At 62.9% G+C, this 16,178-nt stretch carries 13 protein-coding genes and 2 pseudogenes; 3 read left to right on the forward strand and 12 right to left on the reverse strand.

The features are described from left to right. Nucleotides 1-31: 31 nt before the first annotated feature. The 3 genes from EP837_RS19855 to EP837_RS21715 form a co-directional block, all read right to left on the reverse strand. A complete protein-coding gene (locus tag EP837_RS19855; protein WP_225870709.1) occupies nt 32-1,891 on the reverse strand; it encodes a reverse transcriptase domain-containing protein in 1,860 nt (619 codons plus the stop codon). 604 nt (nt 1,892-2,495) lie between these two features. Beyond that, the gene (locus EP837_RS19860; protein WP_066532608.1) at nt 2,496-2,762 is read right to left on the reverse strand and encodes a hypothetical protein; all 267 of its coding nucleotides are present in this window, start codon (nt 2,760-2,762) and stop codon (nt 2,496-2,498) included. Between the two features lie 25 nt (nt 2,763-2,787). Continuing rightward, on the reverse strand, nt 2,788-3,030 hold the full coding sequence (locus tag EP837_RS21715; RefSeq protein ID WP_225870693.1) for a hypothetical protein: 243 nt from the start codon (nt 3,028-3,030) through the stop codon (nt 2,788-2,790). On the opposite strand from EP837_RS21715, the gene EP837_RS21720 reads away from it, so the two are divergent. Next, nucleotides 3,029-3,190 carry a hypothetical protein gene (locus tag EP837_RS21720; protein ID WP_225870694.1) on the forward strand — a complete coding sequence of 54 codons (162 nt, stop codon included), beginning with the start codon at nt 3,029-3,031 and terminating at the stop codon, nt 3,188-3,190. The two genes, EP837_RS21715 and EP837_RS21720, sit on opposite strands and share 2 nt — an antisense overlap. A 362-nt stretch (nt 3,191-3,552) precedes the next feature. On the opposite strand, the gene EP837_RS19870 is transcribed toward EP837_RS21720, so the two are convergent. Continuing rightward, entirely contained in the window at nt 3,553-3,771 is a 219-nt protein-coding gene (locus EP837_RS19870; RefSeq protein WP_237234909.1) for a zincin-like metallopeptidase domain-containing protein, read from the reverse strand. Between the two features lie 443 nt (nt 3,772-4,214). On the opposite strand from EP837_RS19870, the gene EP837_RS19875 reads away from it, so the two are divergent. Further along, complete coding sequence (locus EP837_RS19875) at nt 4,215-4,994, forward strand: DUF2243 domain-containing protein (RefSeq protein WP_225870695.1); 780 nt, start codon at nt 4,215-4,217, stop codon at nt 4,992-4,994. Nucleotides 4,995-5,071: 77 nt separating this feature from the next. Then, entirely contained in the window at nt 5,072-5,443 is a 372-nt protein-coding gene (locus EP837_RS19880) for a hypothetical protein (RefSeq protein ID WP_225870696.1), read from the forward strand. A 3-nt stretch (nt 5,444-5,446) separates the two neighbouring features. On the opposite strand, the gene EP837_RS19885 is transcribed toward EP837_RS19880, so the two are convergent. The 8 genes and pseudogenes from EP837_RS19885 to EP837_RS19915 all read right to left on the reverse strand — a co-directional run bounded on the left by EP837_RS19885 (nt 5,447) and on the right by EP837_RS19915 (nt 15,569). Next, nucleotides 5,447-6,319, reverse strand: coding sequence for an ArdC family protein (locus EP837_RS19885; protein ID WP_066532614.1), 873 nt, complete (start codon nt 6,317-6,319; stop codon nt 5,447-5,449). Between the two features lie 169 nt (nt 6,320-6,488). Continuing rightward, a pseudogene (locus EP837_RS21725) lies at nt 6,489-7,057 on the reverse strand (integrase); the annotation flags it as partial. Then, nucleotides 7,047-7,319 carry a zincin-like metallopeptidase domain-containing protein gene (locus EP837_RS22120; protein ID WP_443019165.1) on the reverse strand — a complete coding sequence of 91 codons (273 nt, stop codon included), beginning with the start codon at nt 7,317-7,319 and terminating at the stop codon, nt 7,047-7,049. The gene EP837_RS22120 and the pseudogene EP837_RS21725, both read right to left, overlap by 11 nt. Nucleotides 7,320-7,346: 27 nt before the next feature. Further along, nucleotides 7,347-7,660, reverse strand: a pseudogene (locus tag EP837_RS22125) (ArdC-like ssDNA-binding domain-containing protein); the annotation flags it as partial. Between the two features lie 139 nt (nt 7,661-7,799). Next, entirely contained in the window at nt 7,800-9,854 is a 2,055-nt protein-coding gene (locus tag EP837_RS19900) for a ParB/RepB/Spo0J family partition protein (protein WP_066532619.1), read from the reverse strand. 123 nt (nt 9,855-9,977) lie between these two features. Beyond that, nucleotides 9,978-14,195, reverse strand: coding sequence for a strawberry notch-like NTP hydrolase domain-containing protein (locus EP837_RS19905; protein WP_066532622.1), 4,218 nt, complete (start codon nt 14,193-14,195; stop codon nt 9,978-9,980). Between the two features lie 69 nt (nt 14,196-14,264). Then, on the reverse strand, nt 14,265-15,164 hold the full coding sequence (locus tag EP837_RS19910) for a DUF7146 domain-containing protein (protein WP_066532624.1): 900 nt from the start codon (nt 15,162-15,164) through the stop codon (nt 14,265-14,267). Nucleotides 15,165-15,248: 84 nt separating this feature from the next. Beyond that, nucleotides 15,249-15,569: a single-stranded DNA-binding protein gene (locus tag EP837_RS19915; protein WP_066532626.1), complete on the reverse strand. Its 321-nt coding sequence runs from the start codon at nt 15,567-15,569 to the stop codon at nt 15,249-15,251. Nucleotides 15,570-16,178: the final 609 nt, after the last annotated feature.

Below are 16,178 nucleotides of genomic sequence, written 5' to 3' on the forward strand. Positions count from 1 at the left end.
TGATCCCCCCGCCGAACCGCACGTGCAGCTTTCACTGCATGCGGCTCTCCGCTGCGACAATACCATCCGTGTTCCGGCTATCGGGCAGGCGTCCCCGATGGGTGTCGGCGTGACACAGATCGCATAGGACTTTCGTCCTGCGCGCCCGTGCGGCCTTCATCATCGTGACGAACCCATTATGCGCAACATCGGCAAGCCCTTCGACGTGATGAACATGACAAGGCCGGTCCGTCCGCCCGCACGCCGCGCATTGCTTGGCGTTCTGGCGGTCGACCCAGTCCGTGCGTGAGTGCGAGTAGATTTGCGTCCAAGGCGGGATATCCACCTTGGCCGGGTCCACCCGATCACGTTTTAGATCCATCAGCTTCCAGACTTTGACCGACCGAGGCTGGCCGTCGACGACGTAGCCGACGCTATATTCCCGCCCCGACCTCATGCGGGCGGCGACGACACGCACGCTACTTTTGTGCTTGCTCGCCAAGGTCTTGAACATGCTCCAACGTTGAATGAACTCAAGCCGGTTGAGCTTGAATTTCACGTCCCTCGCAAGAGCGTAGTAGTTCGCGAACCCCCGCAGTTCGGCGTTATAGGCAAGGACGATCTCGACATCGCTACAGCTTAGAAGAGCGTTCCGGTGGCTGGCCTTCAACACGGCCATGTCACCATATCCCTTCTTCGAGGCGAACCCGAAAACCTTCTCCCAAGGCACGTTGAGTTGCATAACCTCCGATGGAGGCCTTCGGCTGAAGTGCTGCGAGCCAAGCTGGCTCCGCACCGTCCACTGGCGACCGGTGTAGGTTCTGACCTCATAGCCCAAGAAGGCGGCCCCATCGCTCGCCTTGCGAATACCGCTTTTTTCCTCGGATACGCTCAGCGCCAGCGCGTCAGTCAGGAAGGTCCCAACCTCGGCGAAAATGCGTCGCGCATCCTCCTTGCTACCGATCACACCGATGAGGAAGTCATCGGCGTAGCGGCAGTAACGGAGTCGGCGGTATCCGGCGTCCATGCCGTCTCGCGACGGCAAGCTACGCATCTGTTTCGACGTGGCTTCGATGTCAGCCAATATGGCCTTCACCGCGCCTTCGTCAGCGTTGTCGCAGGCCTGAAGACGTTTGAGCCGTTTTCGCTCTCTAACGAGGCGGCCCGCCAATCTCCGGTACTCCGGATTCATGGCGCGGGTCTTGCCCTTCTCGAAGGCGGCGATCCGGCCTGCGACGAACTCATCAAGCTCATGCAGGTAGATGTTCGCCAAGATCGGGGAGACGATCCCACCTTGCGGAGTGCCACTGTAGGTCGGGTTGTTCACCCGTCCTTCCATGACGCCCGCCTTCAGCATGTCGCCGATCAGGCCAACGAACTTTTCGTCGTCGATCCGTTTCCGCAACAGCGTGAGCAGGACATCGTGGTCGATGTTCTCGAAGAACCCAGCGACGTCCACATCAACAAGCCACTTCACCCCCGTCCATACGGCTTTCACATGTTCAAGTGCCGTGTGACACGATCTCCCCGGTCGAAATCCATGCGAGGCGTTCGAAAACACCGGCTCATAGATCTTTTCGAGGAGCTGGCGCGCCACCTCCTGGACGAGTCGGTCGTCGCGCGTGGGTATGCCCAGCGGACGCCGCTTTCCTTTACCTTTCGGGATGAACACCCGACGCACTGGTTTCGGCTTATAGGCTCCGGTCGTCACGCTGGCGATCAATGGATCGAGGTCATCGGGACCAAAGTCCGCGAAGGTCTCTCCATCGATGCCCGGCGTCATAGCCCCCCGATTGGAGGCGATCTTGCTGAGCCCCTGCTCCCAAAGAAGCCGAGACCCCATCAGACGATGAAGCCCATTCACCCGTTTGCCCGACGCTGCCAGCGTCGGAATGGCCTCCAACCGGGCCATCACAGTTTCAGGTAGCATCAGCACACCCCATGATTTGCGGTTGAAGTATCGCAACTGCCGCCCTTCTCCCGGTGGTCCCCGTTTTCGGTCCGGTCGCCCGTTCCTTATGCGGATGCACCGTCTCCCCGAGCGGGGAGCTGTCCCGGGCATTACCCCGAGCATTTGAATACTATGGCGGCTCCGTACCCATGCAGGTCGGCCGAAGCCGCCTGTTTAGGGCATCCCGTAGTTACACTGATCGGAGATACGACGCGGTTAGGTGTCCCGTTCATCCACTGAACCCCTCGACGAGAGGCGCGCCGGACGGGCTGAGGAGCAAAGGGCCAAGACATGAGACCCTTGCCATCGTCCGGAACTGGCGTGTCAGTCGCTTTCGCCAGAATCGCTATATAGATCGCTGCAGACTGAGATTTAAGCAGTATAGCCTTCACCATGCGCGTCTTGCCCTGACCGGCATCGCCCCTTCACGACTGGGACGCATTCGGCCTTACTCCAAGCATGCTATTGTCCCCCGTCCGTTTCCGGATTTCAGGTCTTTTGGACCCGAGGTTAGCTCGGCGGGCAGAGGTTTCCTCAACTTACCTCATCATTACTGACACTCCTTTCAGCGCCACAACGGCGCACTGTCTTTATAGCCGAACGTGCAGCCGTCGCGCGCGCCGGTGCTTTGTCTGGTCAGGCACACGACAGCGAAGACGGCCCGAGCGCCGGACGCCTCGATCCGTTCGCACGCCGCGTAATAGGTCGAACCGACCATCGAAGACGCGAGAACCGTGAGACGATGGTTCGCGTGCGCATAGGTGAACTGGTTGTCGAGATAGGAGCGCGGAGTGGCGTAGCCACCCATATCGCGCATGAAGAGCCAACCCATGAGAGATCTCCTGCGATTGCGGGGTTCAGGCGGCAGCCGCGAAATGCACCGCGCCAATGTCGCCGAGCATGCCGGCAAGCCGGCGCTGGAACGCGGCCACGTCGAGTAATTCGGAGATCGGCGCGCTGTGGGGCGTGCCGATCTCCTGCCCGTCGCGACAGCGGCTGATCGATACCTCGCTGTCTGGAAGAAAGTCGCGCGGGACCACGCGAACAGCGATATCCGCGTGGCGCAGTTCCGTCGTGCCGTCTTCGTGATCGGTACCCATGATGGTGTTGATACTGGCGTCGTCCGCGTCGAGGCCGATTGCCGTCGCGAGGCGTCAGCGCGCGGCGCGCCTGATAGTGGAAGGTACGTTTGGCGTAGTAGTTTCCGCCGACGCTCTTTCCGGCAATGTCGAGCAGCGCTGGCGCGGCCTCGACCGCTAGGCGATCCGCTTTGCAACGAAGGCGAAGGACGTTCACGCTGGGCGCATCGCGTGCAGCAACGTCTGCCAGATGGCGGATGAGGAGAAGGATTGCTGCGTCGCTGGCGACTGGCTTGCCAGCACGCTGACAGTCATCGACGGCGGCGTTGAGGGCATGGAGCGCCGCCGGCAGGTGGTCCAGACCGGCGGGAGAAAGGGCCTGATTGTGGCGGTAGAGCGTATCGTAAAACATGAGAGCCTCCTTCCGAGCGCTCTGGCGCGCTCAAAAGGCCGAAGGCGTCCTCCCCTCCCCTGTCCTTGCGGCGGCCGAACGCTCTGGCGAACCGGCGGTAGGCGCCGGGTCGTGGCGGGCGATCGCCGCGATCATGCTGCTTCACGGATCTGTTCCTTGGCTTCGTCCGACGTGGCAAGGCCAGTTGCGCGGAGCAGAAAGACGGCCGCCGCTTCGGCTTTTGCCGCAGCCGTCATGATTGCGCGGGAATCTTTGCGCAGCACCGCGAGCCACGAGCCGATATACGCTGCATGATCGTCGATATGGGCGGTCGGGAGGTCAAGATCCGCGCCAAGCAGGGCGGATGTCATCTCGGCGACATATCGTGACCGTCCAGCCCAAAACGGCGGTTGGAAGAAGAAATTTATCATTGTTTCCAGCACTGCCTCAAAAAGCCCATGACTCCCCCGAGGCGGGGGGTGGGCGGTGAGAACGCCCGGAGAGGCCCGCAGAAGCGCCGCGCCGCGCCCGAAGGGGCAGAATGAAATGGAGCAGCCCGGCGAGGCCGGGCTTGCGGCGCGCCGTGGCGGGCCTAACAGGGAGCGCCGACCAGACCTCGCATGGTTGGGAGGTCCAACAATCGCGCCGCCGCGTCAGCGGCGACCGCGTTCAAGCGGGCGATAGCCCGCGCCAGTGCAAAGCGGCGTCACCGCCGTTCCGAGAATGAAATTCTCGTGACGATCCACTCATCATTCGCAAAGTAACGGGAGCCTTTCCGGCAATTGGGTGTTTGCACCAGAAAGGAGCAACGCCGGTGCCGAAGCCGATGCCGAAGCCGAACCGTTCGTGGTCCCGATGGGGCATCGTCCTGGGATTTGCCTTGGGCGGCTTCTTCGACGGCATCCTGCTCCATCAGATACTTCAATGGCACCATCTGCTAAGTCTCGTGCCCGGTGTCGAAACGATCCGGGGACAGGTACTGTGGGATGGATACTTTCACGCGTTGATGTACGTCATCGCCGTCGTCGGGCTATGGGGGCTGTGGCGCGCTCGAACTCAGGTGCAGGAACAGTGGGGTCGAGCGCTGATCGGCGCATTGCTGATAGGCTTCGGCTTGTGGCACATAGTCGATAGCGTGCTCTCGCATTGGCTGCTTGGCATCCACAGGATCAAGCTCGACAGTCCAAACCCGCTCATGTGGGATCTGATCTGGTTCACCGTCTTTGGCCTTGTGCCGCTGATCGTGGGCTGGCTGTTGCTTCGCAATCGCGGTGCTCCGCCGGCCCGCATGGGTGGAGCGACGATGGCCGTGCTTCTTGTCGGGCTTGCTACGGCCGGGCTAGGCGCCTGGTCGCTTCGACCACCTCCCGGCCAAAAGTATACCACCGTGGTGTTTGCGCCCGGAGTACGACCAGCGGATGCGATGAATGCGATCGTCGCGGCAGACGCTCGTCTCGCCTGGGCCGATCCGAAGATGGCTGTCGTGGTCGTGGAGGTCGATGCCGACAAACGGATGAGCTTTTACCGGCGCGGGGCGCTTCTCGTGGGCGGTTCTGGGTTGCCAAGCGGGTGCTTCAGTTGGAGCCGAGCTTAGAGGAGGCGCCGATGCTACCGGCAACCGAGGAACGCGTTCCCGCGCACACCTCACCCAAGGATAATCGGGCAATCAGAATGAAGACTCTCGATCGCTTGCACGGCTGCGCAAGCGACTTGAGCAAGATCCCACTTCGGTTTCAAACGCTCGACAGGGAGTGGGATATCGAGCGGACCTTAGAAGCGAATGCTGCCGGCATCGCGTTGCTGGGCTTGGCTCTGGGGGCCTCCGTCAATCCCTGGTTCTTCGCCCTGCCGGCGATCGTCGCGGGGTTCCTCATGCAGCATGCGCTGCAGGGCTGGTGCCCGCCCGTCCCGATATTGCGCAAGCTGGGCTTTCGAACCGCGCGCGAGATCGAGGAGGAGAGAATGGCGCTCAAGGCAATGCGAGGCGACTTCACCGGCGTGGAGGGAGCGCCAGATCGATCGTATGCCGCCGTGTCGGGATAAGGCTCAGCCTGTCCTGGGCTGACGAGAATGCATCCAGTCAGCCGCTGCCTGCGCCTTGCTGGCCGCAGTGAATATCGCGCGCGGTTCGTCCTTCAGGAGTTGCAGCCACGAGGCAATGTACGCCGCGTGGTCGGATCGCGGTTCATGCGCGATCCCGAGGTCGGCAAGCAGGAAAGATGCGGCCAACTCGGCCGTCGCTTCCTCCATGGCGAGTGCGTGCCTCGTCCACTTGGCGCTGAAATCCCGGTCGAGCCGATGGGCTGCGCCACTGGCATGGGCCGCCTCATGAATATGGGTGGCGTAGAATCCGTGCGCGTCGTGGAACGAGCTGAAATCCGGCATGTGGATGCGGTCTTCGGCGACGTGATAATAGGCGCTGGCCGAGCCGTAGACGGTATCGATGCCGAGCGCGGCGATGAAGGCTTCGGCGGCGGCGAGGCGCTCGCTCTCGGGCAGGACCGGTCCCTGTTCGGGCGCATAGCCGTCGACCTGATCGGCGTTGAACAGGCTAAAGGCCTTTGCGAAAAGCCGTCGGTGATCGTCATCGGCGTCGGCGTCGTCGCTCTTCGCGCGAAACTCCTTCCAGAGGACGCCGAGGCTGGCATGTTCGCCCTTGCGGACCTGCGCGCCGAGCGCCTGCCACTGACGATAGGTACCCCAGACCCCGCTCGCATAGCCGCTGCCATAGGCAGTCGCCCAGAGCGAGACCGTATTTATGCCGCGATAAGGCTTGCCGCTGGAGACGTTGGTTGGGCGGGTGACGTCGGCGCCGGAATGATGCCACGGCATGCGCCAGGTGCCGGTCCCAGCCTTGATCGCGACGATGATCGCGTCGGTGACACGCGCATAGACGTCTGAACGTGGTGATGCTGACATGATCTGATCTCCGCTCTCGCGCCGGGGACTATCCCCGGCGGCGGAGGCCACTTCGTGCCGGGCACAGGGGGGCTCGCGCACCCGTGAGAGCCGCAGCGAAGCGGAGGACGGCGAAGCCGTTGCGCGGGCGCGCCGACCGGCGCAGGACTCCGCCAGCAGCCGGGGTGGTCTACGTCGCGGGAGGATCTATCCCGGCAATCACCGTGGTCAGGCGATCAAGCCCGCGCTGGAGCGACTGACGATGGAGATTGGAGATGCGCCGTTCGCGCAAATGCGCCTTGGTATCGGCAGCCGCGCGTTCCCATGCCGACCTGTGGCGGGCGGTGATGCAGGCGTTGGGACAGCGGGTCGGTTCGCACAGCGCGGTGAGCGCTGCGCAGGATCGGCGGTCGTCACGCGCTTGAGGCAGTGCGCAGTCGCGGGATCAAAGAAGCAATCCGCGAGCGGGCCGACATGGAAGGTGCGCGCGACGCTGGCGAGCATGACGCGCAGACGGGCCCGATCGGCGATCATAGCGGGCAAGGGCCCGAGCTTGACGGCGGCATCGTCGAGCGTCCGCGCGATGCGCGGTCCCGCCGGACCGCCGAGCGATGCGCCGCATTGCCGCCGGTCGAAATAGTCCAGCAGATCGTCAATCTGACCGAGCCGGCGCTGCGCTTCGACCTCGGCGTGAAACCCGGATGCGCTGCTCCCGGCATAGCCTTCGAACGCGGCGACCGAGGCGTGCTTATACTGGATGCGCCAACGTCGAAGCGAAATACGCGCGGGTGGAGAACAACTCGACGGGGGGCATCGTGATACTGTCGGCAACGCGGTCGTAGAAGGCGCGATCGCCGCGCTGGTGAACCGTCGCCGGAAGGGCATCGAGGAAGCGCTGTGCGCGATCCGACAGCTTGTCGTGGGGGGCGACGACGCTGACGGGGCACAGATAAAACTTCTCCGGCAGCCCCTCAATCTGATCGGCATTGAAGACGGCGTAGGATCGCAGCACGCGGCGCATTTCGTCCGTGGCATCCCCGGTAACGGACGACTCCACGGTCTTGCTGTAAGATTTGTAGAAGATGGCGATTTGCGACCGCTCGCCTTCGCGGACCTGGCCGCCCAACGCCTGTGCCTGCTTATAAGTCGTCCAGGTGCGCGACTGATAACCGGCGCCTTCCGCGCAGAGCCAAGCCAGAAGCAATTGATGCCCTTGTACCGGTCACCGGTCGCGCGAAGGGGACGGCCGCCAAGGCCAGGTCGCCGCGGCTTCACCCAAGGACTTATGCCGGATTCGAGTTTGTCGATAATCGCGTTTGTGATGGGCTCGGCGGGCAACGATTTATCGGCGGTCTTTGCCACGGCAAGTTCTCCTGATCTGGAAGAGGCAAGCCCGGACCAGCATCCTCTCCTCAGAAAGCCTGCCGTCGGGGCATAAAAGGAGGGGCGACACTCCGCGAAGAGTGCCGCCCCCAGTCGCCTCGAACCGTGCAAACAGGCGTCAGGCCGCCTCGCTCAAACCCTCCTGACCGTCGTGCGTCGCGTCATCGGGGTCCGACTCACCATCACCATCATCGCCGGGATCGACATCATCGCCCTCGTCGATGAAGGTCGAGCGCAGCGCGATGGTCTCGGGCTTTTCGATGGCATCGAAGCGCATCGCATCCGGCAGCCAGGCTGCCGCCTTTTCGCGGACTTCAGCCTCGACGATCCCCTGCCCGTTGCACAGCGCGGCGCAGGTTGCGGCAAGGTCGCCCTTCTTGGCGTCCTTGTAACGGCCGCGCAGGATCGGCCCGCCGATGCCCTCAAGCGCGTCGAGCATGACATCCTTTTTGACGCGGCCGAAGAAGTTCTCGGCCGTGGGGCGCCACCAACGCTCGACCTGAATGTCGAGCGCGCGACCAAGATGGTCATGGAACCCGTTGGAGCGTCCGCCTTCGGCAACATTCAGGCTCGGCTCCAGCGTGCGTGCGATCGAGAAGGCCACCCAACTGCCACGGGCCTCGTCGTCGAGCGCGCGAAAGGCGTCAAAACGTTCGGTCATGGTGTCGTGACCGGCCCAGCTCGTATCGAGACGCTGGCGCTGGTCCTCGATGGTCTGCGACGCCATCGATCCTTCATCGCGGAAGCCGAAGATCGGGAATTGAGCGCCGCTGGACTTGAGCGTCGAGTGATTGCGGACGTAGTTCTGCTCGAAGACGACATTCTGCGCCATCAGGAAGATGGTGAGATCCAGCGCCAGCGCCGGATCGCTGGCGATGTGGGCGACGAGGATCTGTCGCCGCTGGGTCGCCAGCTCGTCGATCAGCGTAGCACTGAGTTTGGGTCCATGGTCGATGTCGCCGGCGCCGTCGTCACCATTGCCACCGCCCGTCACCTTGGGCGGAGCATTCGGATCGACAACCGGCTTCTCACTGAACATGCGGGTGTGAACGCGGGCTTCGCCATCACCACCGATATAAACGAACGTCCCGATCTGCGCTCGGACCGCCGGATCGATCTCGCGACGGGATCCCTCGATACTCTCAAGCTCCCGTTCTATTTCGTCGAGGCGATCGTTCGCCACCTCGGCCTCCGGCGTCCCCTCTGTCAGTTCGCCCTCAAGCTGTTCGACGAGATGGTCATTTTCGGCCGAAAGCGCTTCGACGCGCGCGCTTTCCGCTTCGCTGAGCGGCCGCGCGGGCGCGTGAAACTCGTGAAGCTGACGCTCGAGATCATAGGGAACGTGGGTGGCCACGATCGGCGTCACGAAGGCGAGGCCCTCGGCCTGTGCGAGTTCGGCTGCGGCCGCCTCCAGCTTCTTGCCGGCAAGATCTTCGAGAAGATCGACGTCGATCCAGTTCTCGTCCCCCTCGGCGGCAAACAGGTCCCCCTCGATGCGGCCGCCTGCGGCGACATAGGCATCGCGACCGATGAACCGCGCCTTGGCATCGTTCGCCTTCATCGTGCCGTTGAGGATCGCACGCCGGATGTTGTCGGGCTGATCGCCATAATAGGAGGTGCTCATCTGTGCGAAGACGCGAGCCTGGCGATCGATGTCGCTCGTCACGGCATAGGCCTGGGCGACACCCAGCGTGATTTCGCCGGCGGCGAGAGCCTGGAACACGCTCGGTGCAAGCTCGGCAAGCCGCACCCGCTGCTCGACGAAGCGGGTGGTAACGCCCTGTCGCTTGGCAACGTCCTCGGCGGTCATTCCCTTCTGGATGAGGAAGTTGAACGCGGTACTTTCATCCGCCGGGTTCATCGGAACGCGCTGGAAGTTCTCGGTGAGGCTCGCTTCGACCGAGTTGTCGTCGTCGATAAGGACGAGGACGGGCACGACATAGTCGACGGGCAGAGTGCCTTGTTCGATCAGGCTCTGGAGTGCGCGCAGCCGGCGCCCGCCCGCCTTGACGGTGAAATGGCCCGCTTTCTTGAGCGGGGTAACGATGAGATTCTGCAACAAGCCTTGCGTTGCGATGCTGGCGGCTAGGGCGTCGATACCGGCCTCACGGCTCGATTTGCGGACATTGTCCTTCGACAACGAGAGGTTCTTGACCTTAACGGACTGGATCATCTTTCGTCTCCATCTGGAACTGGCGTGCCGTCTCGACGGTCACGCGAGCCTGCTCATCAGGCCCACAAAGCCGAAGGCCCCCTCCCCTCTCCTGCGCTGGGCGCGGATAGAGGAGCTGCATAGTCAGGCGGTGATGCGCTCGATAACGGCAGCGGCATTTGTGACGGGAACGAACATCCGCGTCCTGTGCTGCATGATGTCGGTGAAACAGCCGGCCGCCTTGAGTTCGGCAAGCCGCGTGTGCGGCCAATCGAGCAGTTCGAGGCGCTGCTGGCCGGCGACCAGGCTGCGCTTGAGCCGGTAGGCTCCGACGGACGATATCTCGCCGCTGGTCATTACATGCTTTGCGGTATCGTCGCCTGACACGGTGATGGCGGCGTTGATCCCAAAGGCGTCCGCAAGCTTTGACACCAGCGGTGCAGGAACAAGCCGGCCGAGGAAAGATTGGCCGTCATCGGTGTTCAAGCGCCAGACCTGGACATGATCGTCGGGCAAGCGGTCCCAGACCGGCAGGAGCAGGCCCGCGACCAAATAGAGCGTGCTGGTGCGGGTCTTGTCCCGCATCTCCTCGACCTCGGCCTGCCACAGCGCCGAAAATTCCTCCTCGCTGGTCTCTTCCCACATTGTTTCGAGCAGCAAATCCTGCCGCATCCGCTCGGAACGGGTCGGCCGAACCAGCTCGTAGCGGCGAACGATCTCACCATCGTCATCGGTGAGCGAATAGGTGCTGCACCGGATCGCGGCCCTGCCGGACTTGCGATTGACGATCGGGCGCGCGTCATCGCCCAGGATACGCAACGCACGGTCGAGCGGCATCGGCTTGTAGCGCTCTTCCGTTTCGAGGCGCAGAATCTCCGTTTCTGCCCCGCTGGTCTGGTCGCGCCGGATGACCGTGCGATCGAGGATCGTGATGCGTTCGGCATTGATGCTCTCGACGCCAAGATCGAGCGTGCCAGCTTCGCGCGCCGCCTCGATCCGGGCCTCGATCAGGCCGAGATATTCATCGAAGATCACATTCTGCAACGCGATGCGCAGCGCGAGAATACGATTGAGCCAGCGCTGGATGGGCGGCAGCTCCTCCTTCAGCCCTCCGCCTTCGCCCTCCAGCTCAAGTCCGGTCAGGGTCTGAAATTCGCCAAGTGTGGTCGAGCGCAGTTTACCGTCGGCAAGCAGGCGGAACCATGTTTCGAGGGATTCCTTGGCATAGTCGCTTTCGAGATTGTCCCGCGGGTCGAACAGACCTTGGCCGCCTGTCTGACGCTGGCCCCGTGTCAGGGCACCAAGGCTGTCGAGGCGGCGGGCAATCGTCGAGATGAAGCGCCGCTCGCCGCGGCAGTCGGTCGATACCGGACGGAACAGCGGCGCGGTTACCTGATGCGTGCGATGGGTGCGGCCGAGACCCTGGATGGCCGCGTCAGCGCGCCAACCGGGCTCGAGCAGATAGTGGTTGCGGCGTGACTGGTTCTCGGCGGTGAGACTCGCGTGATAGCTGCGCCCGGTGCCGCCTGCATCGGAGAAGATCAGGATCTTCTTCTCGTTCCGCATGAAGGCGTCGGTCTCGGCAAGGTTTGTTCGCGGCGAACGGCTCTCGATACGCTGGCGACCGTGCGCGTCGATGACGATGCGCCGGCTGCGTCCCGTCACCTCGGCGACCGCATCGGTCCCGAAATGTCCGATGATATGATCAAGGGCGGACCCCACGATCGGCAGGGAGCAGAACCGCTCGACGAGATTGTCGCGCATCTCGAGCGCTTCCTGGCTGAAGATGGGACGCCCGTCCTCGTCGGACATCGGCTCCGACCGCGTCTTGCCGGTGTCATCGACGAAGGTCTTCATCTGACGGACGGGAAAGGCGGCCGTGAGATAGGACATGACGAACTCTTTGGGTGAAAGCTCGATGTCGAGATTCGCCCGGTCCTCGGCGTTCAGCGCGGCAAGTGCCCGGTTGAGCATCGCCTCTGACGTCGAGACGAGCTGGATCACGACGCTCTCGCCGCGGGCCAGATCAGCGCGGATCGCCGGGATCAGCGAGGGCAGCTTCATGCCGATCAGGATCTGGCCAAAGAACCGCTGCTTGGTGGATTCGAAGATCGACAGCGCTGCGGCCTTCGCACCGCTGTTGTAGGTGTCGTTGGAGAAGCTGTCCGTCACCCGGGTGGCATCGAGCGCTGTGCGCAAATTGGCGTGGATGATCGCCCACGCATCGGCATAGGCGTCATAGACCTCGACCTGATCGGGCGTCAGGCGATGTTCGAGAATGTCATATTCGACACCGGCGAAACTGAGCGCCCTGGCGACATAGAGGCCCTGCATCTTCAGGTCGCGGGCGATCAATTCCATCGCCGAGATCCCGCCACGCCGCAAACTGTCAACGAATGCGCGGCGATCGGCAAAGGCAGTCGTCGGTCCCCACAGGCCAAGTCGGGTGGCATAAGCGAGATTGTTGACGTCCGACGCGCCGGTTGCCGAAACGTAAAGGACGCGGGCGCGGGGCAGCAGGTTTTGCAAGCGCACGCCGGCGATGCCTTGATCGGAGCCGTCCTTGGTGCCGAAACGGCCTTCGCCGCCGGCGACACCCGCCATCTCGTGCGCCTCGTCGAACACCATCATACCGTCGAAATCATCACCGACCCAGTCGAGGATCTGCTGAAGGCGAGTGCCCTTGTCGCCCCGGTTGGAGCGAAGCGTCGCATAGGTGAGGAAGAGCACACCCTCGGCCGCGCCGATCGGCGTTCCCAGCTTCCACTGGTTGAGATGCTGGATGTCGAGCGCGAGACCGCCGACCGCGGTCCAGTCGCGACGTGCATCCTCCAGTAGAGTTTCGGTCTTGGATATCCAGATGTGCTTGCGGCGCCCGCGTAGCCACTGGTCGAGGATGATGGCGGCAACCTGACGGCCCTTGCCGGCACCCGTGCCGTCGCCAAGGAAGAATCCGGTTCGGTAAGGGCGGCCGTCCTGGTCCAGCGCGAGCGACAACCCTTCCTCGGCCGCCTTGAACAGACCGGAGATGTCGCGCTCGAAAGCGTCGCCGGCGTAGATCAGCGTTTCGAGCTGAGCGTCGGACAGCACCCGGTCGTCGACTACACTGGCCGGCAGCTTCGGAACGTAAGACGGCCGCGGTGCCGTAATCGAGCCCATGGCGATCGATTCCACCAGAGCGGTCGGATGCGGGGATGCACAGGAAATGGCGATGCGGCTCGGCCTGTATGGCAAGTAAACACCGACCGCCTCGCCGGTCGGTACAGGTTCGGCAAAGACGTCGTAACCGATATCAAGCGCGCTGAGAGACTGGGCGGCCTTGCTGGTCGGGGCCGAAAGCCGGGGTCTGCTCGAGAGACCGCCGAGCAGGGATGCGCGCGCACGGGTTGGTGCAAGGCGCGCTGGGGAGAGTCGCGGGGTTTCCGTAACGCTCGCGGCAGAAGCGATGATCGTCGCGAGCGCTTCAGGGAGTGAGTTGCACCGAACGATGGCGATGTCATCCTGGAAGCTCTTTTCCAGAACGATGAGCTTCACGATCTGGCTGGTGCCATGTTTGGCATAGGCATTGGCGGGCAGTTCGACGTGGAGCGTGATCGCACAGCCCTCGGTCGCCTTCGCCCAGGCGCGGCTCGATGTATCCACGCGATCGGGAAGGATAGCGGCGCAGCGCCCCCCGGCATCAAGCCGTTTCAGGGCGGCGCGCAAGTGGCGGAACGCGGCAAGCGGGTCGGCATGTCGACCGATGCTGCGGGAAAAGGGCGGGTTGATGAGCACGGCGGTCGGTCGGATCGACAGCGGCAGCAGATCGTTGATGAGTTCGCCATCGTGGCGACTGACCGGTGCGGCGGGGAATGCTGCCTGGAGCATGTCAGCGCGCGCCGGATCGATCTCGTTGAGGACAAGCTTGGCGCCAGCGCGCGCGGCGAAAACGGCGAGGAGCCCGGTGCCGGCGGAGGGCTCCAGTACGGTATCGGCTGTGGTGATGCGGACGGCGAGTGCGGCAAGGTAGCCAATCGCGGCCGGTGTCGAAAATTGCTGGAGCGCGATCTGTTCTTCGCTGCGCACAGTATGCGTCGGCAGGGATGCGGTGAGCGCGGTCAGGGCCGCAAGGCACTCGGCGGGCTCTTGCGACAGGTCAAGCGTGGCGAGGTGCAGAACCTGGGCCAGCTCCAGCACATCATAAGCATCGCGGAGTGACCAATGCCCATCGGCAGCGGTTGAGCGATAGGCGGTTTCCATCGCGCGGAGCAGGCCAGGCCGGTCCACGCCGCCGCCTTTGCGCAGCATGGCGTAGACGGCGTTCGCGGCGGTAATGGATGGTTCGGTGAAATCGAGTTCGAGAGCAGCGGCTGAGGTGCGCATTGTAGGCCTCCATCGTATCGTCCGGTGCCCATCACCGGATCAACAAGCCGGAGGCCCCCTCTCCTCTCTTCAGTGGGCGTGTGTCTGGATCACGGTGCGAGGAACGGCGTTGCGGGCAAGCCGATCGCGCAGAGCATCATTCCAGTCGTCATGCTCGGATGGGAGCCACTCCTCGACCCTTCGCCCGTTGGCGCTGAGATGCTCCCCTGCCCTCTTCAGGCAGATCTTGGCCGCCTCGTTGCGCTGACCGAAAACTATGACGCGCTTCACATGGGACGGTATGCCGACATGGGCGTAGCGCTCGGCACCAAGCACGGCCCAAACCGGCAATTGGAACCAATCGATGGCGGACAGGGCGTCTTCGATTCCCTCGGCAATGCCCAGAACGTCATCCGGCTCACTAAATCGCACGCTGCCCGAACCGAGCAGACCCAGCGCGAGCTTGGGCTTGCGGAAGGGGCGTCGCAAAATGTCGGTGGGATCAAGAAAAGTCCGGTGGACCGCGACCAAGCCCAGCTCATTTCTCACTGCGGCGATCATTGCGGGAAGGCTGCGCCGATCCTTCCCCTTCCCTATGATTGTTTGCGGATTGAAGCGAAGGTCGGGCGTCGGCGCATAAAGGCCCCGAGCATGAAGATAGGCTTCAGCCGGTGTGCCGGCGATGGGGATGCTGTGCTGCCACAATGACTTCGCCAAACCGCTCAGATTGCGTGACGGCGCGCGCGGTTCGACATGGACCGGCTCTCGATCGTGCAAACCCTGACGATCGAGAGCCTTGAGGATATCGGTCGATGTGCATCCCGCAAAGCATTTGAACAGGATCGCCTTGGTGCCGAGACGGACTGAAAGACTGGGGGAATGATCGTCATGGGCGGGGCAGCGGCACTCGCCGCGCGATCCGGACCAGCGTCCGCCCAGGCTCTCAACGATCTGCTTGGCGCGAACCGCTGCGTCGATGGTGGCTGGCATAAAGCGAAACTCCTGTCGAAGATTTAGGTCCGCTCCGCGCATGCCCCCTCCCCTCTTAGCCGATCGGCGCTTGCCTCCTACGGCCTAGACGGCCTTTGCCGCGAGCACACCGAACTCTTCGACGATCCGGTCGGTTGTGTAGTGGGTGGTGCCGTCGCGCTCGTAGGAGGTGTCACGGAGCCGTCCAGCGATCCGCACGAGATCGCCAATCTGGGCCTTCTCATCGATATATTTCCGCTGGCCGTCGCTGAAAATGACGACGCGGTTCCAGTAGCTATCCTCGATCCACTGGTCGCCTTCTGCCCGGCGGCGATAGTTCGCGCATACTGAGATGCTCGTGACCTTGGGCTTGGCGTCGATCTCACCGATCCGTCCGATAATCTCGAATTTGGCAAAATTGATCATACGACCTCCTCACTGCGTCTACCCAGCGGCGACGAGCGGTGATTCAGCTGCTGTCGGGTCGCTGAGGGTCTCGTCGCAGGGCGGAGCTGCCGAGGATCGAGACCGTGATCCTATCGTGGAACCCCGGTCTGAAGATATCCCCCCAACTAGGGGGAAGTCGGTTACGCTGTCCGACCTCAAGGGCTCAGCGAATCGGCTGCTTGGTCCTTTAGAATCATTCTAAAACAACGCCGCTGCTCGCAGCGGAAGGATTCATGATTCTAAGTGATTCAGATTCAGTGCCGAAAAGCTCTGCAATTTCAATGATCTATCGCATTTATCCTGACCGCACGGGGGACTTTGCCTGACCCCGCGGGGGCATCAACCTGACCGATCGGGGGCAGATAGCTGACCTATTGGGGCTATCCTGACCGATTGGGGGCGATGGTCTTTGGCAGCCTTGCGCCTGGGAATGATGTCATTCTGCGGCGTTTATCGAGCGTGAGCGAGTCGAAAATGAAGAGAACGCGAATCGCATTGCGACTCGGCAGGATCCCAGTGCTTTTGCGGGAGTGCCACACGGTTCTAACCTGACCGGACGGGGGCGACAGAAAGTGTTTCAGCCTGCCC

Origin of the sequence: Sphingobium sp. EP60837 (assembly GCF_001658005.1) — a bacterium.
Lineage (GTDB): Bacteria > Pseudomonadota > Alphaproteobacteria > Sphingomonadales > Sphingomonadaceae > Sphingobium > Sphingobium tyrosinilyticum.